Raw genomic sequence first — 21756 nt, forward strand, 5'->3', positions numbered from 1 at the left:
TTAGGCTTTGTTCAGTTCACGGGCCACCCGGACCAAGAGTTCAGTGGGACTTACAGGTTTTGAAATAAAGTCGTTGGCACCCAGATCAAAGGCGTCCAACACGTTCTCTTCGTTCCCTGCCGAGGATATGATGATGATAGGGATACTCAAGTGCAATTCCTTACGTACATACGCTATCAGTTCCATCCCCGAGAAATAGGGCATCATGATATCGCTTACGATGATATCAGGGGTGTGTCTTGTCAAGTAGTCCTTTACCTGTTTTCCATCTGCACATATCTTCACCTCGTACCCTCCCTTTTGCAACCGGAAGGACAACAGGGACGCCAACAGCTGATCATCTTCGGCCAATAGAAGCTGTTTCCTCTCCATGCTTACCGAATTATTGGTCAAGTTGGGCCAGGGCCACCTCAATGGATGTCTCTACGCTCGGGAACTCATCTACGAAGCAATCGTAGAGAAACTGAAGGTGCTTAGGGTCTTGGTCTCCGCAGCATTCCTTTTCAATAAGACAAACAATGGCGTGAAGGCTGTCCGTTCGCATCATGGCCAATCCTGCTTTTATCTTATGGGCGGCCAGGGCCAACGCCTTAAAGTCGGTATTGTCCAAATGTATTCTTGCCGCTCCGATAAATTCAAGGGCATTGAGCCTGAAGAGGGATATTAGCTCTCGTAAAAGGCTCATTTCTCCCATGCACTCCCCTAAAATAGGTTCAAGGTCTGTGGTAATCAGCTGCTGTTGGGAGGTCTCGAAACGATGCTGTAGATTCGTAAAGTGTTTTGTTTTCAATTTGGGATGCTTTGGGTTTATGAGATTGGGACGATAAAAATCCCTATAAACACTTGCCGGAACAATTAAATGTTACCTATACTGGCATATCTGTTGTCAAATGGCTTTATTTGTTGGTCTAACCATAATATTGCACCTGGAAATGAAGCATTTTATCTGCCTATTCGGAATTATAGCCTTATTCTCTTGTAGGGAAACCGAGAAGAATACCGAAGAAAGTCTTGATGCAAAGGCAGAACGCATACACGAACAAACCATTACGATCGACACCCATGACGATATCAATGTCAAAAACTTTACCGATAGCGCGAACTATACCCAGCGTCTGGAGACCCAGATCAATTTACCCAAAATGGAAGAAGGTGGCCTCGACGTGAGCTGGTTGATCGTTTATACAGGGCAAAACACCCTTACCGCGGAGGGGTATGCCAAGGCCGAAGAAAACGCGATGGCCAAGTTCGAGGCGATACATCGACTTGTTGATGAAATCGCTCCCGACCGGATCGAGCTTGCCCTGACTTCCGAGGATGTTCGACGTATTGTGGCGGACGGAAAAAAGGTGGCTATGATCGGGGTTGAAAATGCCTACCCTATAGGGGAGGACATGTCGAACTTCGAAAAATACTATGACCTCGGCGCCCGATATATCTCCCTTTCCCATAACGGACATAGCCAATTCAGCGATTCCAATACAGGAGAGGAAGATGATGCATGGCTACATAATGGTTTAAGTGAATTAGGGAAAAAAGCTGTAAAAGAGATGAATAGGCTAGGGATTATGATTGATGTGTCGCATCCATCGAAGGAATCGATGCTGCAGACGATAGAACTCACCGAAGCGCCGATCATTGCCTCGCATAGCTCCGCCCGTGCGCTTTGCGACCACAGCCGAAACCTCGACGACGAACAACTACAACTGATCAAGAAAAACGGAGGGGTGGTGCAGACCGTGGCCTTTTCTTCGTACCTGAACACGGAAAAAGATTCTCTGCGTAGGGCCTATGTGGATAGCGCTAGCCAAAAAATAGCCGATTCATTGGACATCCCCTGGTATAAGCGTTCGGACTTCGGCAGGTTGACGGAACAGGAAAAAGAAGATTTTATTGAAAATTATCCGACAGTAGTGAAAATGGCGGAAGAAAGGGCGGTCAACGACCCAGACGCCCCACCGGCCGTAGACATTTCCGATTTGATGGATCATATCGACTATATGGTCGATTTGATCGGTATCGATCATGTCGGTATCAGTTCCGATTTTGACGGGGGCGGCGGTATCGAAGGCTGGTCCGATGCTTCGGAAACCTTCAACGTAACCCTAGCCCTGGTCGAACGCGGCTACTCTGAGGAGGAAATCGCCAAGTTGTGGGGCGGGAATCTATTGCGCGTGCTGGATGAGGTACAAGCGGTCGCCAGCGGACAACAGGAAATGGCGGACATGTGAAAAAATTCTAAATTCCAAGCACCGAAATCCACAATTCCGGGGTTGCGGTCGCCCCGCTTTGTCAGGTGGTTCAGCGCGCTACCTGGTGTATTACGAATTGGAACTGTTCCATGACCACTGGGTTACGTGCTTTGATCAGGTTCGATGGCATTTTCGGATAACCATCGGACGTTTGCAGTTTCACCCTTGTTGCCTATCCTCCTAGCATTTTTGGAATATTAAGGTCCGTACCCAGTTTTTTGTTCAATTTTTCAATAAAATAGGCAGCTAAAAGCGGGGACTCCCGCTCCACATTCTGGTGCACAAAGAAATTGATGTTCGTCAAGCCCGCTTCCTTCCATTCTATCAGACGTTCTACCCACTCGTCCAACCGAGTGTAGTCGCTTTTGTGATTGGCGCCGACATAGCGGATAAAGGCTTCGTTGTTCGTCAATCGCATATGCAAGAGGTCTCTACGGCCGGCGGTATCGACCAAGATGTTGGCGATGTCATTTTCCTGTAATAGATGATAGAGCTCTTCGGCTACCTTTTCATCATTGAACCAATCCGTATGCCGGAATTCCATCGCCAGAGGAAATTCCTTCGGCCAGTATTCCACGAAGCGCACCACCCTATCCCAATTTTTAGATCCGAAATTATTGTGCATTTGAAGAAAGAGTGTTCCGAGCTTATCCTTAAGATTCGCAGCTCCTATAAGATACTCGTCCACAACGGGATACGACTTGTCATTTAACCTTCTTAAATGACTGATATTGCGCACCAGTTTGGGGAAGAACTTGAAGTTATCGGGGGTGGTATAGGCCCATTTTTCAAATTGCTCCGGGGGGAAAATCCTATAGAACGTCGCGTTCAGCTCGATGCTATTGAACTGGCTGGAATAGTATTTCAATTCATTCTTCGTTCCCCGGGGATAAAAGTTCTTCAAATCCTGCCGGTTCCATTTGGCACACCCAACGCGTACGTTCACCGGAAAATCTTCTTTATTGTTCGATAAAAACGCTGCGGTGTCGGGATGGTCTTCGGGAAGACTGAAATCCACGACTTCCGGTCGATCTACTTGTCCGAATTTCATATGCTATGTGTTTTTAACTTTTTCTACCACTATAAGTGAACCCACTTGCAGGGCTGCCCGTTCAGTTTAAAACCGCAGTCCTATTTAAAATAAAGGGTCTTTCTATTCATAAATTCCTTGATACCGTGCCCTGAAAGCTCTCGACCGTAGCCAGAGGTTTTAATACCTCCGAAAGGCAACCTGGGATCACTTTTCACCAATTCGTTGACAAATACGGCACCTTCGTCGAAAAGGGGCGCCAGCCTTTTTGCTCTTTGTACATCCTCCGTAAAGAGGGACACTCCCAGACCAAAAGCGGAATCGTTGGAGAGTTCGACGGCTTCTTCGTCCGAGGTAAAGGTAGTAATCCCAATGGCCGGGCCGAAGGTTTCTTCCTTGAACATTGGCATTTCCGGGGTCACTTCCGATAGTACGGTCGGCTCGTAATACGTTCCCTTACGTTTTCCGCCGATTTCCAGCGTTGCACCCATGTTGATGGAATCCTGGACCTGCTTCTCGACATCCTCGGCCAGATCTTCGCGAGCCAAAACTCCTATATAAGTGTCCCCATCCATCGGGTCCCCACTTTTAAGTTCCTTTATTTTATCAATAAACCTTTGCTTGAAGTCATCAGCTATATCCTCCTGTACTAAAAGTCGTTTCCCAGCGATACAACTTTGTCCGGTATTCTGAAAACGCGCTTTAACGCAGGTATCCACCTCCGTATCCATATCGGCATCGGCAAAGACAATGAGGGCGTTGCTTCCACCCAGTTCGAGTACGGTTTTTTTAATGTGCTCTCCTGCCTTCGAGGCCACGGCTGCCCCTGCGGGCTTGCTGCCGGTCAAGGTGACCGCCCTGACATTGTCGTTCTCGAGAACGGATGGAATCTTCTCACTGCCGATGACAAGATTCTGGAAACAGCCTTTCGGAAAACCGGCCTTGTTAAAAAGTCGTTCTATCATTTCCGCGGATTGCATCACGTTCGAGGCATGTTTCAATACACCCACATTCCCGGCAATTAGATTGGGCGCCGCAAAACGGAAAACTTGCCAAAACGGATAGTTCCATGGCATAACCGCCAACACCACCCCTAATGGCTCATAGCTGACGTAGCTCTTTTCCGCATCCGTTTCGACAATTTCATCTTGAAGCTGTTCTTCAGCGTTTTCAGCGTAATATTCACAAACCCAAGCACACTTTTCTACCTCCGCGCGGGCTTGGGAAATGGGTTTGCCCATTTCTTGGGTAATGGTTTTGGCATACGTATCCGTATTTGTTTTGAGTTCTTCGGCAACTTTGAGCATGAGCCTCGAGCGTTCAACGAAAGAAGTCCGTTTCCAAATTTGAAACCTTTGATGTGCTACTTCAATCTTTTTACTCAATTCGCTGTCATCCAATTCATTGAATATATGCAGTTGCTTTCCATTATAAGGATTTGTAGATGTCTTCATGAATGTATTCGTTTAATTGGAATATAAGGATATTCATGTGCTTTTTCCCACATATTTGTTGTTCAGCTCAACAAAGATTCCCCGTTCAGGTCCGTGGTCAACACCTCGCTCATAAAATCAAAATAGGGCCGAATGGCTTTGTACGATCGATCGATTTCTTCAAGAAATGTAGGAGATAGTACTTCTTCGTCCGAGAAGTCTCTTCGGAAAATAAATTGTTTGCGCCGAATCAGGTCGATGTTCTCGTGGGCCTTATCGAAACCCCGTGGCGCCGTCTTCACTGCATCGCCCTGTAACTCTCCCCAAAGGTTCGTGAAGGATTGTTCATTGACGATTTCACGAAATTCGGAAGCGTCCAGTTCAAATTCCTTTCGTATTCTTAAAAGGTCCTCTTTGTCGGGGCCCCAAAATCCCGCTGCGATAAAGGTGTCGCCAGGTTTAATGCGCACGTAATAACCTCCCCTGTTTTCGGCACCCATCCGATGGAACGAGCAAGCGAAATGGGATTTGTAGGGCGTTTTATCCTTGGAAAAACGGACATCCCTATAAATCCGGAATAGCTTCATCTTATCGATTTGATCGTGGACTTTCAAGTTATCCAGTACTAACGTATAGAAATCCTTAACGTCGCTTTCATGACGTTTAAACTCCGATTTATGCTCGGTAAACCAGTCCCTATTGTTATTTTTTTTAAGCCTGGTCAAAAAATGAAGGGCCTCTTTGGTAATTGTGGGGTGTAACATTCGTTTGAAATCCTGTGATTTAATAGCTTTTTGCCTTAAAGTTAAGCATTGAAGGCGGAGTGCATCCGAATTTATGGTTAATTTTGAGGCACAATTTCCAAACATGACCCAAAAAGCGATTATAGAGAAAATAAACGAGCACAAGAAGCAGCCGAACCTAAGGTATATTTTAAAGGAAAAAACCGAAGCCTTCACCAAGGACCTTTTTTATACCCTTTTCGACATAGATACCGAGGTTGCCAAAAACTTGGACCGCCTGGAAAGCCAATTCGACGCTTTGGTAGATCTGGCCTGTTGGGATGTGGACAAATCCTGCAAGAAAATATGGACCTCTTATGTCGAGAAGCTACCCGAAATCCTGCGACGTTTGAACCTCGATGCCGAGGCTACGGTCAATTGTGACCCGGCTTCCCAATCCATTGAGGAGGTATATATGGCCTACCCCGGTTTCTACGCCATAGCCATATATCGATTGGCGCACGAACTGTATAAAGAAGGCTTTCCATTAGTGCCGCGTTTGATGACCGAGTGCGCCCATCGACAGACGGGCATAGATATCAATCCCGGGGCACAGATCGGGGATTCGTTCCATATCGACCATGGAACGGGTATCGTCATCGGGGAGACGGCAATCGTCAAAAATCATGTCAAAATTTATCAGGGGGTTACGCTGGGCGGACTCTACGTTGCCAAACACCTGCATAAGACGAAGCGGCATCCGACCATCGAGGATAACGTTACGATTTACGCCAGTGCCACCATTTTGGGCGGGGATACGGTCATCGGTGAAAATTCCGTTATCGGAGGCAACGCCTGGTTGACCGACTCGGTGCCAAAAAACTCCACTGTTTTCCATACCCCTGAAATAAAGATAAAACCACTGTCCAATGCCTAAATCAATTCTCGACCTGATCGGTCATACGCCGCTGGTCGAATCCCGTACCCTAAATACGAATCCGAACGTCAAATTACTTTTCAAGCTTGAGGGACATAACCCCGGCGGCAGTGTGAAAGACAGGGCCGCGCTAAATATGATTAAAAGTGGATTAGATCGCGGGGATTTCGACCGAAACTCCAAGCTTATCGAAGCCACGAGCGGAAATACAGGCATCGCCTTGGCCATGATTGCCGGTAGTTTCGGATTGAACATAGAGCTCGTAATGCCCGAGAACAGCACTAAGGAGAGGATACAGACCATGAGGGCCTACGGGGCGACAGTCACCCTGACTTCTGTTGATGTGGGCATTGAAGGCGCGAGGGATTATGCAGAGGAAAAGGTCAAAAACGAAGGCTTTATCTCTTTCAACCAATTCGCGAACGATGACAACTGGAAGGCTCACTATGAATCCACAGGACCCGAGATCTGGCGGGATACCGAGGGCGAAGTGACCCATTTTGTATCCGCCATGGGTACGACCGGGACGATTATGGGCGTTTCGACCTTTCTCAAAGAAAAAAACGGGAAGGTGCAGATCGTAGGCGTCCAACCCACAGACGGCGCCAGCATTCCCGGTATCCGGAAGTGGCCGGAAGCGTATCTGCCAAAGATATTCGACGCCCGTAAAGTAGATAATACCTTGGAAGTGACGCAGGACGAGGCCATGGACATGGCCAGGCGCCTGGCCAAGGAAGAAGGCATCTTTTCCGGAATGAGCAGTGGGGGCGCCACGGCAGCGGCATTACGTTTGGTCGATACGCTCGAAAGCGGGGTCGTCGTTTCGATTATCTGTGATCGGGGCGATCGGTATCTATCGTCCGACCTTTTTCAGTAAGCCGTCAAAGCTGTAATACGGGTCAAATCCAGCCTTTTCTTTTAAAGTAGACGAGCATCCCAACAAAGAGAAGTAGCATTACCCCCCACACCACATAATACCCATACTCCCAGTGTAACTCCGGCATATGGTCGAAATTCATTCCGTATATACCGGCAATAAAGGTCAAGGGTATGAAAATGGAAGCCATTATGGTCAAGACCTTCATGACTTCGTTCATTTTATTGCTCATGTTGCTCATATACATTTCCATAAGGCTCATCGACATTTCCCTGTAAATCTGTAAGCTTTCATTGACCTCCACTGCGTGATCGAGAACGTCCCTAAGAAAGATTTTGGTCTGCTTGGCAATCAAGGGGTGGTCAGTGTCGATAAGCCTACTGACCAATTCCTTAACGGGATAGATCCAGCGCCTTACCCGTAGCACCTCCTTTTTTAATTCTTGGATTTTTTGGGCCACATCGGGACTTGGGTCAGCATAAACGGATTCTTCCAAAACCTCGATTTTGTCGTTTAAATATTCGAGTACCGCAAAATAATTGTCCACTATGGCATCGAGTAGCGCAAAAAAGAGATAGTCGGAACCCCGGGAACGGATGCGTCCCACCTTTCTTCGAACCCTGTCGCGCACCCCCTTGAAAACGTCATCTTCCAGTTCCTGAAACACAAGCACTGCGTTTTCCAAGAGTACCAGTGCGACATGTTCCCCGATCAACTCGCCGCTTTCGTTGATATATAGCATTTTAAAAACTCCAAAAATATGTGGCTCGTATTCGTCGATTTTGGGGCGTTGATGGGTATTCACGATATCTTCCATCACAAGGGAGTTCAGGCCGAAACGGTTGCCCACTTTTTCTATGAAAACCTCGTCGCTAAGACCGACGATATCTATCCACGAGACCAGCGGTGGGGCTTTATGGGCGACAATTTCGTCAATATTTGCCGGGGCGTGTAAGTTGAACTCATCCTCATTGTACTCCAAGACATTCACGACGCTTTCGAGGTTCTCCCTACGCCCCATGTACGTAATGGTACCCGGCGCTTTCCCTTTTTTTTTCTGATAGCGGGAAGGCATTTTCGGAATGATTTTCTTTATTGTTTTTCTTCTTCTCATGGCCGGTATTTCAAGGGGTCGTTACTTGGGATAAAAAAATATAGGATGAACGCCGTTAAGATAGCGATTCCGTTATGCTAAAGTTAGCTGAAATTTATCTGGAATTTAGGGTATATCGTTCAGGACAAGCCATAGATTGCAGAACATTGTGGTGATATTGCCGTTTATTTTTCGAGAAATCCGTCCCCTGCCGGCCCGAAATCCAAATGATTCAATAACAGTCCGGAACCTGGGGCAATATAGCTTAAGGGGAAAACCGTACCTTCTTGGAGCGAAACTTTGATATCCTGTAGGCTGAGCCCCCCTCTTCCCAACTGAATCAGGGCTCCCATGATCATTCGAATTTGATAACGAAGAAAACCCGGGCCTTCCACAGTTAAGAGATAGCTTCTTTTGGGGAAGAAACTGGCGGTCAACAACTCGTTCTCGCCCAACCTACACGAGCTTATGGTTCTTATGGTATTCGAATTTCTTTTTTCCTTCACCGTATAATTCGCAAAATCGTGGGTACCCTCAAAAATCCGTGCTGCCTTTTTCATCAATCCCAAATCTAAATTTTCTTGAATACTGGCCAGAAACGGAGCACAGAACGGATGGTTTTTACCTCCGAAAGAGAACAGATAGACGTATTGCTTATTTTTTGCATCCTTGATGATATTGAATTTATCGGAGCTGGGTTTTATGGATAGTATCCGAATATCGGGCGGTAAATTTGTGTTCAAGATGGCGAGTAAGTCCTCAAAATCGTCGATGGGGCGGTGTATTAAAAGTTCGAAAGCCGCGTTTAGAGCTGATACCTTGGCGTCGGTTCGTCCCGCACCCAGTATTTTGAAATCCGTTCCTTCCGGCAATACATATTTCAAGGTTTTCGTCAGCATCCCTTCCACCGTCAGGTGTTCGGGCTGTATTTGCCATCCGCTATACCGAAATCCCAAATATTGAAGGCGAATTAAATAGGCATGCCGTTCCTTGCTCATGTAATCCGTATTTTTTCAGCTAGTGCCCTCATCCGAAGCACCCTTAGATCTGCAAAGGGTTGTAAGTAACCTGGTATTTCCGAAACGATGGGCTGGTCTATACATAGATGAACCATAAAATATGTGTTTTGCCGAATTTATGGAATAAACTCCGAAACAATGCCGTTTTTTACTACATCATAAACAGAATTGAACCGTACCGAACGTTTCTAAAATTTTACTTATGGACTCTATTTCTAAAATTATCTCTTGGAGGGCCACCATCTCTATCTCCATCGCAGTGTTGGCCTTATTAATCGTATTTGATTTTTACGGATTATACACGGGCACATTTTATTTCCTTAAAGCGGACAACTATATTTTTCCTATTGCCACTCTTGTCCATTTTATCTTTCTATATGTCCTGAAATTTAAAATAGAGGAAGATGAAATGACCGATGCCCCGATGCGGACCATAGAATATATGCTCTATGCCGCATTTTTAATCTATCTGTTCAAAACCGTAGAAATCATCTATACGATTGCGACCTATGAGGAATTTTCCAATTATGTGCTTCCCGGCTCGTTTTTACCGCTCGGTGGCCTAATTTTAGTGCTACACGTACTTCTTTTGGCACTTACCTTATTGGCTGTTCACTACCGAAAGAGACTGGTGGGGGAATATAATTTGGACACAATGGGCCAGCATATCGATTCTTGGGAATAAAGGGCACCTAGAAAGCATTGTTAGCGCTGAACCTCATGCAAGAGCCACATATTTCAACTCACAACGTCCCGTCTTGAACTAGTAATGCTATCTACAGTCCACTGATGAAACTTCCGTACAGATCTTTGAACTGATAGCCTTCTGAAAAGCGATTTTTGCTCAATTTCTGATGGGCGACCAGGCCCCAGAGTACCAATTCCTTCAAGAAATACACATCGCTTTGGGGGAAATCGGGTTGGTATCTTTTGATCAATAGGTCCAGTTCCGGAATCCGATCCAGCGCCCTTTTGTACTCCTCATCGGTAAAGTCATCGAGTAGGTCGAAGCCTTCGCCCTGAAAAAACCAGTGGACCAGCTCATCGTAAGGAGTTTCTGCATCTTTCTTTTGCAGCTTTTCTATTTTGGGGAAATATAGCGGGAAAAGAGACTTCACGGCGTCTTCGATCAAAATGGCGGCGACCCCGTCCGCCCCTTCCTGCTCTCCCTCATAGACCAACTCTATTTTTCCGGTGATAGCGGGCACTACGCCTAAGAAGTCGCTCAATCGTAGCGTGGTTTTATCGGCCCCGGTCAACAACGCCCTGCGCTCTGCGGTACTCAATAGGTTTTCAAATGCGGTTATACTGGTCCGCGCGCTGACCCCGCTTTTGGCATCGACATATTCGCTATTCCGTGCCTCGAAACTAATTTGCTCCAAAAGGTCTTTAGCAATTTCCGGTACATCGACGAGATCGGATTGGCGTAGGTCAAGATTGGACTCCTGTTCGGTAATTTTACGCGCGGTCGCGATGTCATCGGGATAATGGGTCAGGATTTGGGACCCTATCCTGTCCTTTAATGGCGTCACGATACTCCCTCGGTTGGTATAGTCCTCCGGATTGGCCGTAAAGACAAATTGGATATCCAGGGGCAATCGCAGCTTGAACCCACGGATCTGGATATCGCCTTCTTCCAAAATATTAAAGAGGGATACCTGAATACGGGCCTGGAGATCTGGCAGCTCATTTATCACAAAGATGCAGCGGTTGGCCCGGGGAATCATTCCGAAGTGAATGACCCGATCGTCGGCGTAGGACAGTTTGAAATTGGCGGCCTTTATGGGATCCACGTCACCGATCAGGTCGGCTACGGTCACGTCGGGCGTGGCCAGCTTCTCAGAAAAGCGTTCATCGCGGTGTAACCAGGAAATGGGCGTTTCGTCTCCTTTTTCCTTGATGAGCTCCATCGCATATCGGGACATCGGCCGCAAGGGATCATCGTTGATTTCGGAGCCTTCGACCACGGGGATGTATTCATCCAACAAATGTACCATGAGCCTTGCCAAGCGTGTTTTGGCCTGGCCTCGCAATCCCAATAAATTGATATTGTGGCGGGATAAAATGGCGCGTTCCAATTCGGGAACTACAGAGTCGTCATAACCCCAGACGCCCTCAAAGGTACTTTCCCCCTTTTTGATTTTCTCCCGAAGATTGTCACGGAGTTCATCCTTGATGCTTTTGGTTTGATAGCCCGCGGCCTTTAGTCCGCCGAGGGACTTGATTTCTTTGTGGTTCAAATTCATTTTTTTGTTTATTCTTTTTTCTTTTTCACTTTGCACTGTAAGCGGGTAGCATTCTATCTCGATGCTATCCTTGTCACCGATTCCCGCACCCGTTCAGACGGGCAAGACTTTTTTATCATGGTACTTGATCCTCTTTGCTCTCTTCTCCAATCATCAAAAATCGGTCTCTCCTCTTTATTCTTTGCTAGCGCGCCATCCGACTCTGCTCTCTACTCTCCTCCCCATCGAACTTCGGTCACCCGCCATTCGTCATCCGTCTGTGCTCTCACCTCCCTGTTCTTTTTTCCATTTCCTATTTCAACCTTTTCCTCCGATTATTCTCATAATCCTCAAAAATCATCTCGCCCAACCCCTTTAGTCCCGTAAAAAAGGCCTTGCCCTTATTGGCCTCGGTAAAATGGCGGATAAACTGCATCAGGTATGGGTCTTGGGCAATCATAAAAGTCGTTATGGGGATGTGCAGCTTCCGGGCCTGACGGGCCATGTTATAACACTTTTCAATGATGTACTCGTCCAGCCCCACACTGTTTTTGTAATAATTGCCATCGGGCAGTCGCAAACAACTCGGTTTCCCGTCCGTGATCATAAAAATCTGTTTGTTGGTATTCCGCTTCCGTCGAAGCATGTCCATGGCCAATTGCAGTCCCGCTACCGTATTGGTGTGATAGGGACCGACCTTAAGGTAGGGCAGCTCTTTGATGGAGATAGGCCAGGCGTCGTTGCCGAAGACCAAGACGTCCAAGGTGTCCTTGGGATATCGGGTCGTAATCAATTCCGCCAAAGCCATCGCCACTTTTTTGGCGGGCGTGATCCGATCCTCACCATAGAGGATCATGCTGTGGCTGATATCGATCATCAGCACCGTACTCATCTGGGCCTTGTACTCGGTATCTTCGACCACAAGATCCTCTTCGCTCAGGTTAAAGTTCCCAATACCGTGGTTGATCTGGGCATTTTTAAGACTCTCGGTCATGGATATGTGTTCCAACCCGTCGCCATAACGATATTCCCGCAACTCCCCGGTATGCTCGTCTCCCTGGCCGGATTTTCCGGTCTTGTGGTTTCCGGAACCACTGCGTTTGATTTTTCCGAAAATTTGGTCCAACGCACGCTGGCGGATGATACGTTCCATTTTGGCGGTAATCGAGATGTTTCCCTTGCCGCCGCCTTCGCCTTCGTCGCCTTCTTCCCCCTCGCCCATTTGTCCACCACCATCCTCAAATTCCTGACGGATGTAGCCCTTGGCCTTCAAGTCTTCGATAAAATCGTCAATCGTATAATCGTCGTCGGTAAGCTCATACTCTTCGTCCAATTCCCGCAACCAGTCGATAGTCTCATCAAAGTCACCCGAGGTGTGCGTGATCAGTTCTTGAAAAATATCAAAAAGTTTTTCAAAGGGAGTCTGGTCCGGTGCTTCATAGGGAGCGAACCGGAACCCTTTTCTCATATTCATAGCCATAGCTTAAAAATAAGACAATTTGAACCGAACAAAACAGTTTTTAGGAAAACTTAACGCTTCAAGGAAGCTCGACATAACCAATGCCCGTCGAGAATAATGTTCCACATCGGAATAGTATCCAAAATTCGCATTTATTAAAGCAGTCTGCTGAACACGAATCAGGGTCCATCCGTTCGAAGCATTGTAAGTTTGGTGTAAATTTGTGGGACTCACTGCGGAAGAGGTCGCAGCCATTGGTAGTAAAAATGAAGTTAGAAAAACAGATAGAAGGCTTTCTCGCCACGCCGCCCCTATGGATCAAAGAGCAGTTCGGGATACGGCAGTTCGAATTTCCCAAAATCGATCTGTCCTATTTTAGCCCCAAACCCATTCCAAAACGCATTCGACTGGGACATCAAATGGAACATGTTTTCAACCAGTTGATCAAGTCCTCCGCTGATTTCAAAATCCTCCTACACAATCTAGCCATTAAGTCCAATAACCGGACCATCGGGGAAATCGATTTCATTCTACGGGAAACAGAAACAGGAAAGCTGTTGCACATAGAACTCACCTACAAATTTTACATTATCGATACGGCCATCTCGGAACCCGTACATCAGCTAATGGGCCCGAACCGACGTGATATGTTCTTTACGAAAATAGAAAAGATCAAGCAGCGGCAGTTTCCGCTTTTACACACCGCAGAAGGCAGGGAGGCACTCCGACAAAAGGGAATCGACCTCGGAAAAACAGAGCACCAGTGCTGCTTTAAGTCACAATTGTTCGTGCCTTATGGAAATGGGGAAGTTCATATCCGTCCTTTGAACAAAGCCTGCATCTCTGGATATTGGATCGGCTTTGATGATTTTGGTTCGGAGCGATTCAAAGACTATTCCTTTTACATTCCCTATAAATCCGAATGGGTAGTACCGCCGCATAACAACGTGACGTGGCAGTCGCATTATGCCGTTTTAATGGATATCAACCTTCGGATGCTTAAAGAGAACGCTCCCATGGTCTGGATGCGGAAATCGGATACTAAAATCGAGAAGTTGTTTGTCGTTTGGTGGGGCGGATAGTATTGAGTAGTGCGTATTGAGTACAAAATGCTTGTCCAGAAGAACACGTAATCAATTTGAATCAAAAGAGTCACGTCGAGCGCAGTCGAGACGTTTTGGTTTGACCTTTCGACTGCGCTCAAGGTGACAGAAACTCTTTTTAGGCTTCTAAGCAGGCAAGCATCTTAAGTAAAATGTTTTGGGGTGACCGTAGCGGGCGGGGTTTGTAATGTGGAGCTTGAACCGTAGGTCAGTGGACTTTTACCGGTGCCTTTTTTGCAATTCCGCTTCGATGTCGTGTAAGGAAAAGCCTTTGGCCCTTAGCAGGACCAAATAGTGGAACAACAAATCCGCGCTTTCGTATAAAAAAAGGGCGTCATTGTCGTCTTTAGCCTCTATGACCGTTTCAACGGCCTCTTCCCCTACTTTTTGCGCGATTTTGTTGATGCCTTTCTCGAAGAGGGAGGCCACGTACGATTGTTTGCCGTCGGCGGAGGTGCGTCGCTGTTCAATAATATCTTCTAATTGGGACAGAAATCCAAAATTTGAGCTGTTTTCTTCATTCCAGCACGTATCGCTTCCGGTGTGGCAGGTTGGACCTTCGGGCCGGACTGATACCAGGAGGCTGTCATGGTCGCAGTCATTTTTAATATTGACAAGGTTCAGGAAATTCCCGCTCTCTTCTCCCTTTGTCCATAATCGCTGTTTAGAGCGGCTGAAAAAGGTGACCTTTTTGGTGTCCTGCGTTTTTATTAGCGCCGCTTCGTTCATATAGCCAAGCATGAGAACATTCTTGGTGCTAGCATCTTGCACGATGGCGGGGACCAGACCGTCTGGATTTTTGTTGAAATCAACTTTCATATCTTTCTAATTCTTGTGGGTTGTTCGTGTTCTTAAGTCCTCGACTGCGCTCGGTATGACATTTCTTAATCATTTGATTCCATCATAATTAAGGCGTATGAACTCTCGAATGCGCTTGGGATGACTCTTTTATCGTTAGCGTTGTTTGTGTTCCTAAGCCCTCGACGGCCCTCCAGACTGAATCTTGGGGGCTGACCTTCCTGAGACAATCTTTCAGGGCATTCGGGATGACAATCCTCCTGGTTTTACAATCGTACGGGAATGTTGTTTTCCCGTAAATTTTCTTTTAGTTCCTTGATTTTAATCTCCTTAAAATGGAACACACTAGCAGCTAAGGCGGCATCGGCTTTACCTCTCGTAAAAGTATCGACAAAATGCGCTGTGTTTCCAGCCCCTCCAGAAGCGATGATCGGAATGTTCAGTTCCGTTGATAACCTGGCCAAAGCCTCGTTGGCGAATCCGGCCTTGGTACCGTCATGGTCCATGGAAGTAAAAAGGATTTCCCCGGCACCGCGTGCCTCGACTTCCTTGGCCCACTCGAAAAGCTTACGTTCCGTAGGTACTTTGCCCCCGACCAAGTGCACCATCCATTCGCCATCGACCTGTTTGGCGTCGATGGCCACTACGATACATTGTGACCCGAATTTTGCCACCAAATCATTGATTAACTGGGGATTCTTTACCGCCGAGGAATTGATGGAGACCTTATCCGCCCCGTTTTGCAAAAGCACGTCAACATCTTCCACCGAAGAAATACCCCCGCCGACGGTAAAAGGAATATTGATTTTTTCCGCCACATGATATACCAATTCCGCCAGGGTCTTTCGCTTTTGCTCCGTTGCCGAAATATCCAGAAAAACGAGTTCATCGGCCCCTTCCCTACTGTAGATTTCCGCCAATTCCACCGGATCTCCCGCATCGCGCAGATCCACGAAATTAACGCCTTTTACCGTGCGGCCGTCTTTAATATCCAAACAGGGAATGATTCTTTTTGCGAGCATTATGTAGTATTGAGTATTCAGTATTGAGTATTAAGTAGGGTTTATGGGATTCTATCTGATCATTTTTGTTTCGTAATTTCAGCATTGATCCTTAAAAATTGTCTTCTTACGCTATTATTGAGCTGGTAATAATCTGTTCTGATAAACCCTCTAGACTGCCTTCAAGTACCAGTTATTCAAAACGCCCCAAAGCATAAAATACATTGTACTTAATACTAGGTACTAACTACTAGTTATAATAAATTCTTCAAGCTGTTTCAACGATATCCTGTTTTCGTAAATCGCTTTGCCGATAATCGTACCCTCACAGCCTATTGCCATAAGTTTGGGAAGTTCGTCAAAAGTGGATATCCCGCCCGAAGCAATCAAGTTCAAAGCTGACGTCGCTTCAAGGGAGCTCGAGCTATCCTTATTTGTTCCCGACTGCCCCTGTGCCGGGCCTGATCGAGGGGCTCGTACGGACGCTAATATCTTTTTGTACAGTTCGAAAGACGGGCCTTCCAACATCCCATCTTTGGCAATATCGGTACATATTACATATCGGATTCCTTTTTTTTGATAGGAGCGGATAAAGGGAATAAGCTCTTCCGATGATTCTTCCTGCCACCCCGAGACGGCTACCTTTTCATCCTTCGCATCCGCCCCCAAGATAATCCTATTGGCCCCGTATCTTTCGATCCATCTCAAGAAGGTATCGCTATCCTTTACCGCAATGCTTCCACCGGTAATCTGTACAGCTCCACTTTCAAATGCGATATGTAGGTCTTCGTCGGATTTTAGTCCCCCGCCAAAATCGATTTTCAAGCTAGTTTTGGAGGCAATCTGCTCCAAGATCCCATGGTTGACGATGTGTTTGGATTTAGCGCCATCCAAATCTACAAGATGCAAATGTTGAATGCCATGGGCCTCAAATTCCTTGGCAACTTCCAGCGGATTTTCATTGTATACCTTTTTGGTATCGTAGTCGCCTTTTGAAAGCCTTACGCACTTGCCGTCGATGATGTCTATTGCAGGGATTATTCTCATTTTTGAAAATTAGAGATTTGAAACTAGAAATACGAAATCGGAAACTGTTGTTCACTGGCACCCATGGAACTAGTACTGATTATCAATTAAATTACAAATGCATTATATTCCCGCGCATTAGGGATTTTAGAATACAAATACTTACAGTCAAGCGCAAATTTCTGCGTCCTTTACTTAAATCCCTCATTTTTAAACTTCCAATTTCCAGATCCGCAATTCATGTTTCATATTTCGTAATTCGTATTTCATCCCCAAAGTTTCAAAAAATTCTCCAATATTTTCGCTCCGATATCGCCGCTTTTCTCTGGGTGGAACTGGGTTCCGTAAAAATTATCTTTTTGCAATGCGGCGCTGTAGGTGGATCCGTATTCCGATTCCGCGATGGTTTCATTGCAGACCGGGGCATAAAAACTGTGAACCATATAAATATGTTCGTTCTCCGGAATCCCCGTGAAAAGTCCCGTTTTTAGATTGGAAATTTGGTTCCATCCGATTTGGGGCACTTTGAGCCTGTCAGAAAACCTCAAAACATCAACGTTAAAAATACCCAGTGCGGTGGTATCCCCTTCCTCGGAAGCCTTGCACATCAACTGCATGCCCAGACAAATACCCAACACCGGTTGCTTTAAATATGGAATTACCGTATCCAGACCACTCTCGCGTAGTTTTGAAAAGGCGCTTCCAGCCTCCCCTACTCCGGGAAATATGACCCTTTCGGCCCGCTCGATCTCTTCGGCATCGTTACTCAGCACAGCCTCGTATCCAAGCCGCTTTATAGCGAACTTAATACTTTGGATGTTCCCCGCGCCGTAGTTTATAATTACGATTCTCATTTTTTTGCTAGTATTGAGTACTTAGTACTGAGTATTATGTATAAAATTTGGGGATGAAGCCAAGACGTTCGGAGATTTAATGCAAACTTATGGACATACTGATAGTTATAAAGTTTTCAGAACTCTACACACCGTACTTAATACTTAATACCCACTACTTACTACTATAGGACGCCCTTCGTACTTGGCAGTATCATCTTTTCCGAATCCCTTTTGACCGCCATTTTTATGGCTTTTGCGAAGGCCTTAAAAATGGCCTCGATTTTATGGTGTTCGTTGATGCCCTCGGCCTTGATATTTAAATTGGCCTTGGCGCCGTCGGTAAAGGATTTAAAGAAATGTTGGAACATTTCGGTGGGCATATCCCCAATTTTCTCCCTTTTGAAATCCGCCTCCCAGACCAGCCAGTTTCGACCTCCGAAATCAATGGCGACCTGGGCCAGACAATCGTCCATTGGCAGGCAAAACCCATAGCGCTCGATGCCCAGTTTGTCACCAAGGGCCTTGTGAAATACTTCGCCCAAGGCGATTGCCGTATCCTCTATCGTATGGTGTTCATCGACCTCCAGATCACCGTCGCATCGAATCGTGATATCCATTTGTCCGTGCCGTGCGAGTTGATCCAGCATGTGGTCGAAAAAGGCCAAGCCGGTCTTGATGTCGCTTTTACCGGTTCCGTCCACGTTTACCTTGATATGAATATCGGTCTCGTTAGTTTTCCTTTGGATTTGTGAAACCCGGTCGGCCAATTTCAGAAACGTGTATATTTTTTCCCAATCATTGGTTTCCAAGGCGATGGCCGCATCGAGTTCTTCTCTTTTTAGGGAGACTTCCTCAGTGCCCAGATTTGTATTATCGTCGATAAAGATGCCTTTTGCCCCTAGGTTCTTCGCCAGTTCTATATCGGTCAAACGATCGCCAATGACAAAGGAGTTCACTAAATCGTAGGCTTCGGAAAAATACTCCGTCAACAGGCCTGTTCCCGGTTTACGCGTATCCGCATTTTCGTGGGGAAACGTCCTGTCAATAAAAACCTTATCGAACACCACCCCTTCGTTTTCGAAGGATTTCATAATAAAATTATGTACGGGCCAGAACGTATCTTCGGGAAAGGCATCGGTACCCAATCCGTCCTGATTTGTAATCATGACCAGCTCATAATCCATTTCATTGGCAATTTTACCCAAAAACGTAAAGACCTTTGGGTAAAAAATCATCTTTTCGAACCCGTCGATCTGCTCGTCGTCGGTTTCCTTGATCAGGGTACCGTCCCTGTCGATAAAAAGTACTTTCCGAGGTGCCTTTTGGGACTCGGAGTGATTAGAATTGTGTTTTTCCGGCGTCTTCATTTCTTCTAATTTATTTCCTTTAGGGCCATGACCAGCTTGATGTTTTCATCGGGCGTACCGATGGTAAAGCGTAAGGTGTTCTCGCAAAGGGGTTGGTTACTGCGGTTTCTCGTTACAATTCCCATATCCAAAAGCTGTTGGTACCTCTTGTCGGCGTCATCTACTTTTACCAGCACGAAATTGGCATCCGAAGGATAGATTTTCTCGATGAATTTCACGTGTTTCAATCCCTTTAAGAGCAGTTTTTTCTGGTTTAGTATTTCCGAAATTTCAAGCCTTATCCTTGCCGCGCCCTCCAATCTTTTCAGGGCCCGCTTTTGGGTCAGTTCATTGATGTTATAGGGCGGTTTGATTTTATGGAGAATGGAAATGATATCTTCGGATGCGATACAGATTCCCAAGCGAATCCCCGCTAGGCCGTAGGCTTTGGAGAGAGTTTGGGTAACTATCAAATTAGGATGTTCTTGAAGTTTCTTCGCCCAGCTTGTACCCGTTGAAAAATCGATATAGGCCTCATCGATTACGACCAAGCCTTGAAAGCCCTGCAGCAATCGGATGATCTTTTCCTCGGAAAAGCTGTTGCCGGTCGGGTTGTTCGGGGAACAGAGAAATAGTAATTTGGAGTTGGAATCCACCGTCTTTAAAATGGACTCCACATCAGGTTGAAAGTTCTCGGTCAACAACACTTCCCTATTTTCAATGGCATTGATTCCGGCAAGTACCTTGTACATTCCGTAGGTGGGCGGCAGGGTAACGATGTTGTCCCGCTGCGGTTCACAGAATGCACGAAAAATCAGGTCGAGTACCTCGTCGCTGCCGTTCCCTAACAGCATGTTTTCGATGGAAATATCCTTCTGTTGGGCCAAAGCGGACTTCAAACGCCGTTGCCGGGGGTCGGGATACCGGTTTACCCCATTTTCAAAGGGATTTTCGTTGGCATCCAAGAACACCATAGGCGACCCATCGGCCACGTATTCGTCCCGGGCCGAAGAATAGGGCTTTAGCTTCTTTAGATTTTCTCGGGTAACTTTATTTAAGTTGAAATTCATTTCGATATTCGTATTTCAAAAATTTTTTCAAGGATACGGGCCGGCCCTGGGTTGATGTCTCGACTGCGCTCGACCTGACTGAGCCTGTCTCGAGAGGCCCGACCTGACTGCGCTCGTCTCGAACGAAGCAGATATACTCGACTTGAATGCACCAGACCTGATGGAAAGCAAGCCCTACTGCCTGGTCTTGCTCTATCTAGCGCTGGCTGGCCTTACCCTTTCAATTTCGCCAACCGCAGCGTCACCGCATTCTTATGGGCCTCAAGACCCTCCGCTGCTGCCATAAGCTCTATTGCGGGACCAATGTTCTTAATGCCCTCCTTGGACACCTTTTGAAAACTCATGCTTTTCATAAAACTGTCCAAATTGACCCCACTGTACTGCTTGGCGTAGCCATTGGTCGGCAAAGTATGATTGGTGCCCGACGCATAATCGCCCGCACTCTCAGGGGTGTAATTACCGATAAATATCGAGCCCGCGTTCATAATATTGTCCACGTAAAAGTCCGCGTTCCCGACGCAAACAATAAAGTGTTCGGGTCCGTACGCATTGATTAGGTCGATGGCAATGCGGTCATCGGCTACATGAATCAATTTACTGTTAGCTATGGCCTTTTGTGCTATTTCTTGCCTTGGCAGTGCTTTAATCTGCATTTCTACCTCCTTTTCTACCTCTTGTATCAAAGCTTTGGATGTAGATACCAAAATCACCTGACTATCGGCACCGTGCTCAGCTTGGCTCAATAGGTCGGATGCCACAAATGACGCATCGGCGGTATCGTCGGCAACGACCAAAAGCTCACTCGGACCCGCCGGCATGTCGATGGCCACCCCGTATTTTGTGGCCATCTGCTTCGCCACGGTTACGTATTGGTTCCCGGGTCCGAATATTTTATAGACCTGTGGGATGCTTTCGGTACCAAAGGTCATGCCCGCGATGGCCTGAATGCCCCCGACCTTGAATATATCCTCTACGCCACAAAGACGCGCAGTGTACAGAATGGCGGGATGTATTTTTCCCTCCCGGTTCGGCGGCGAGCATAACACCACATCCCGACATCCGGCGATTGCCGCGGGAACGGCCAGCATCAAAATGGTAGAGAACAACGGGGCGGTACCGCCGGGAATATAGAGGCCCACTTTTTGAATCGGCCGCTTTTCCTGCCAACATTGGACTCCCCTTGTCGTTTCCACCTCGACTTTATCCGTTATTTGCGCTTTGTGAAAGCTTTCAATATTCATTTTGGCCAATTGTATGGCCTGCTTTAATTCGTCGGAAACTTCCTTTTCAGCGGCTGTAATATCTGTTTCCGGCACCTTGATTCTATCGAGGTCAACCTTATCGAACCGCTCAGTATATTTTATCAAGGCCCGGTCTCCATTCTGTTCCACCTCCCCAAAAATAGTAGTTACTTGCATCTCGATATCGGCAACGGTCCGGGTCGGACGTCTTAAAAGGTCCTTCCAATCTGTCCTAGGTGGATTGTATATTTTTTTCATATTGTCTTACCGATTCGATACCTACCTAAA

At 46.6% G+C, this 21756-nt stretch carries 21 protein-coding genes; 5 read left to right on the forward strand and 16 right to left on the reverse strand.

What is annotated here, in order from left to right; genetic code table 11:
- Window positions 1-372, reverse strand: a complete 372-nt coding sequence (locus RQM65_RS18120) for a response regulator transcription factor (protein ID WP_314017034.1) — start codon at window positions 370-372, stop codon at window positions 1-3.
- Window positions 373-382: 10 nt separating this feature from the next.
- Window positions 383-790: an Hpt domain-containing protein gene (locus RQM65_RS18125; protein ID WP_314017035.1), complete on the reverse strand. Its 408-nt coding sequence runs from the start codon at window positions 788-790 to the stop codon at window positions 383-385.
- A 142-nt stretch (window positions 791-932) separates the two neighbouring features.
- On the opposite strand from RQM65_RS18125, the gene RQM65_RS18130 reads away from it, so the two are divergent.
- Entirely contained in the window at window positions 933-2231 is a 1299-nt protein-coding gene (locus RQM65_RS18130; RefSeq protein WP_314017037.1) for a dipeptidase, read from the forward strand.
- 193 nt (window positions 2232-2424) lie between these two features.
- Here RQM65_RS18130 and RQM65_RS18135 read toward each other — a convergent pair whose 3' ends face one another.
- The 3 genes from RQM65_RS18135 to RQM65_RS18145 form a co-directional block, all read right to left on the reverse strand.
- Complete coding sequence (locus RQM65_RS18135; protein WP_314017039.1) at window positions 2425-3303, reverse strand: DUF72 domain-containing protein; 879 nt, start codon at window positions 3301-3303, stop codon at window positions 2425-2427.
- 80 nt (window positions 3304-3383) lie between these two features.
- A complete protein-coding gene (locus tag RQM65_RS18140) occupies window positions 3384-4736 on the reverse strand; it encodes an NAD-dependent succinate-semialdehyde dehydrogenase (RefSeq protein ID WP_314017041.1) in 1353 nt (450 codons plus the stop codon).
- A 62-nt stretch (window positions 4737-4798) separates the two neighbouring features.
- Window positions 4799-5479 (reverse strand): DUF2461 domain-containing protein, encoded by a 681-nt coding sequence (locus RQM65_RS18145; RefSeq protein WP_314017042.1) that lies wholly within the window; start codon window positions 5477-5479, stop codon window positions 4799-4801.
- Window positions 5480-5582: 103 nt separating this feature from the next.
- Here RQM65_RS18145 and epsC point away from each other — a divergent pair, with 103 nt between their 5' ends.
- Window positions 5583-6374, forward strand: coding sequence for a serine O-acetyltransferase EpsC (gene epsC / locus RQM65_RS18150; RefSeq protein ID WP_314017043.1), 792 nt, complete (start codon window positions 5583-5585; stop codon window positions 6372-6374).
- A complete protein-coding gene (cysM, locus tag RQM65_RS18155) occupies window positions 6367-7251 on the forward strand; it encodes a cysteine synthase CysM (protein ID WP_314017045.1) in 885 nt (294 codons plus the stop codon). The genes epsC and cysM overlap by 8 nt, the downstream gene beginning before the upstream one ends.
- A 22-nt stretch (window positions 7252-7273) precedes the next feature.
- Here the strand turns inward: cysM and corA are convergent, their stop codons facing one another.
- Both corA and RQM65_RS18165 read right to left on the reverse strand, forming a co-directional pair.
- The gene (gene corA / locus RQM65_RS18160) at window positions 7274-8365 is read right to left on the reverse strand and encodes a magnesium/cobalt transporter CorA (protein WP_314017047.1); all 1092 of its coding nucleotides are present in this window, start codon (window positions 8363-8365) and stop codon (window positions 7274-7276) included.
- Between the two features lie 164 nt (window positions 8366-8529).
- Window positions 8530-9342 carry a tRNA pseudouridine synthase A gene (locus RQM65_RS18165; RefSeq protein ID WP_314017048.1) on the reverse strand — a complete coding sequence of 271 codons (813 nt, stop codon included), beginning with the start codon at window positions 9340-9342 and terminating at the stop codon, window positions 8530-8532.
- Window positions 9343-9565: 223 nt separating this feature from the next.
- On the opposite strand from RQM65_RS18165, the gene RQM65_RS18170 reads away from it, so the two are divergent.
- Complete coding sequence (locus RQM65_RS18170) at window positions 9566-10048, forward strand: hypothetical protein (RefSeq protein ID WP_314017049.1); 483 nt, start codon at window positions 9566-9568, stop codon at window positions 10046-10048.
- Between the two features lie 91 nt (window positions 10049-10139).
- Here the strand turns inward: RQM65_RS18170 and RQM65_RS18175 are convergent, their stop codons facing one another.
- On the reverse strand, window positions 10140-11609 hold the full coding sequence (locus tag RQM65_RS18175) for a MoxR family ATPase (protein ID WP_314017051.1): 1470 nt from the start codon (window positions 11607-11609) through the stop codon (window positions 10140-10142).
- Window positions 11610-11901: 292 nt separating this feature from the next.
- Window positions 11902-13068, reverse strand: coding sequence for a vWA domain-containing protein (locus RQM65_RS18180; protein ID WP_314017052.1), 1167 nt, complete (start codon window positions 13066-13068; stop codon window positions 11902-11904).
- 245 nt (window positions 13069-13313) lie between these two features.
- Here RQM65_RS18180 and RQM65_RS18185 point away from each other — a divergent pair, with 245 nt between their 5' ends.
- Window positions 13314-14129 (forward strand): DUF1853 family protein, encoded by an 816-nt coding sequence (locus tag RQM65_RS18185; protein ID WP_314017054.1) that lies wholly within the window; start codon window positions 13314-13316, stop codon window positions 14127-14129.
- A 240-nt stretch (window positions 14130-14369) separates the two neighbouring features.
- On the opposite strand, the gene hisIE is transcribed toward RQM65_RS18185, so the two are convergent.
- From hisIE to hisD, 7 genes are all read right to left on the reverse strand, one after another.
- On the reverse strand, window positions 14370-14969 hold the full coding sequence (gene hisIE, locus RQM65_RS18190) for a bifunctional phosphoribosyl-AMP cyclohydrolase/phosphoribosyl-ATP diphosphatase HisIE (RefSeq protein WP_314017055.1): 600 nt from the start codon (window positions 14967-14969) through the stop codon (window positions 14370-14372).
- 245 nt (window positions 14970-15214) lie between these two features.
- A complete protein-coding gene (hisF, locus tag RQM65_RS18195) occupies window positions 15215-15970 on the reverse strand; it encodes an imidazole glycerol phosphate synthase subunit HisF (RefSeq protein ID WP_314017057.1) in 756 nt (251 codons plus the stop codon).
- A gap of 222 nt (window positions 15971-16192) precedes the next feature.
- Complete coding sequence (locus RQM65_RS18200; RefSeq protein ID WP_314017058.1) at window positions 16193-16996, reverse strand: 1-(5-phosphoribosyl)-5-[(5-phosphoribosylamino)methylideneamino]imidazole-4-carboxamide isomerase; 804 nt, start codon at window positions 16994-16996, stop codon at window positions 16193-16195.
- Window positions 16997-17241: 245 nt separating this feature from the next.
- Entirely contained in the window at window positions 17242-17829 is a 588-nt protein-coding gene (gene hisH / locus RQM65_RS18205) for an imidazole glycerol phosphate synthase subunit HisH (protein ID WP_314017060.1), read from the reverse strand.
- 164 nt (window positions 17830-17993) lie between these two features.
- Window positions 17994-19178, reverse strand: a complete 1185-nt coding sequence (gene hisB / locus RQM65_RS18210) for a bifunctional histidinol-phosphatase/imidazoleglycerol-phosphate dehydratase HisB (protein WP_314017062.1) — start codon at window positions 19176-19178, stop codon at window positions 17994-17996.
- A 5-nt stretch (window positions 19179-19183) separates the two neighbouring features.
- Entirely contained in the window at window positions 19184-20227 is a 1044-nt protein-coding gene (gene hisC / locus RQM65_RS18215) for a histidinol-phosphate transaminase (RefSeq protein ID WP_314017064.1), read from the reverse strand.
- Between the two features lie 212 nt (window positions 20228-20439).
- Window positions 20440-21726 carry a histidinol dehydrogenase gene (gene hisD / locus RQM65_RS18220; protein WP_314017066.1) on the reverse strand — a complete coding sequence of 429 codons (1287 nt, stop codon included), beginning with the start codon at window positions 21724-21726 and terminating at the stop codon, window positions 20440-20442.
- Window positions 21727-21756: the final 30 nt, after the last annotated feature.

Source organism: Pricia mediterranea (genome assembly GCF_032248455.1).
Taxonomy (GTDB): Bacteria; Bacteroidota; Bacteroidia; order Flavobacteriales; family Flavobacteriaceae; genus Pricia; species Pricia mediterranea.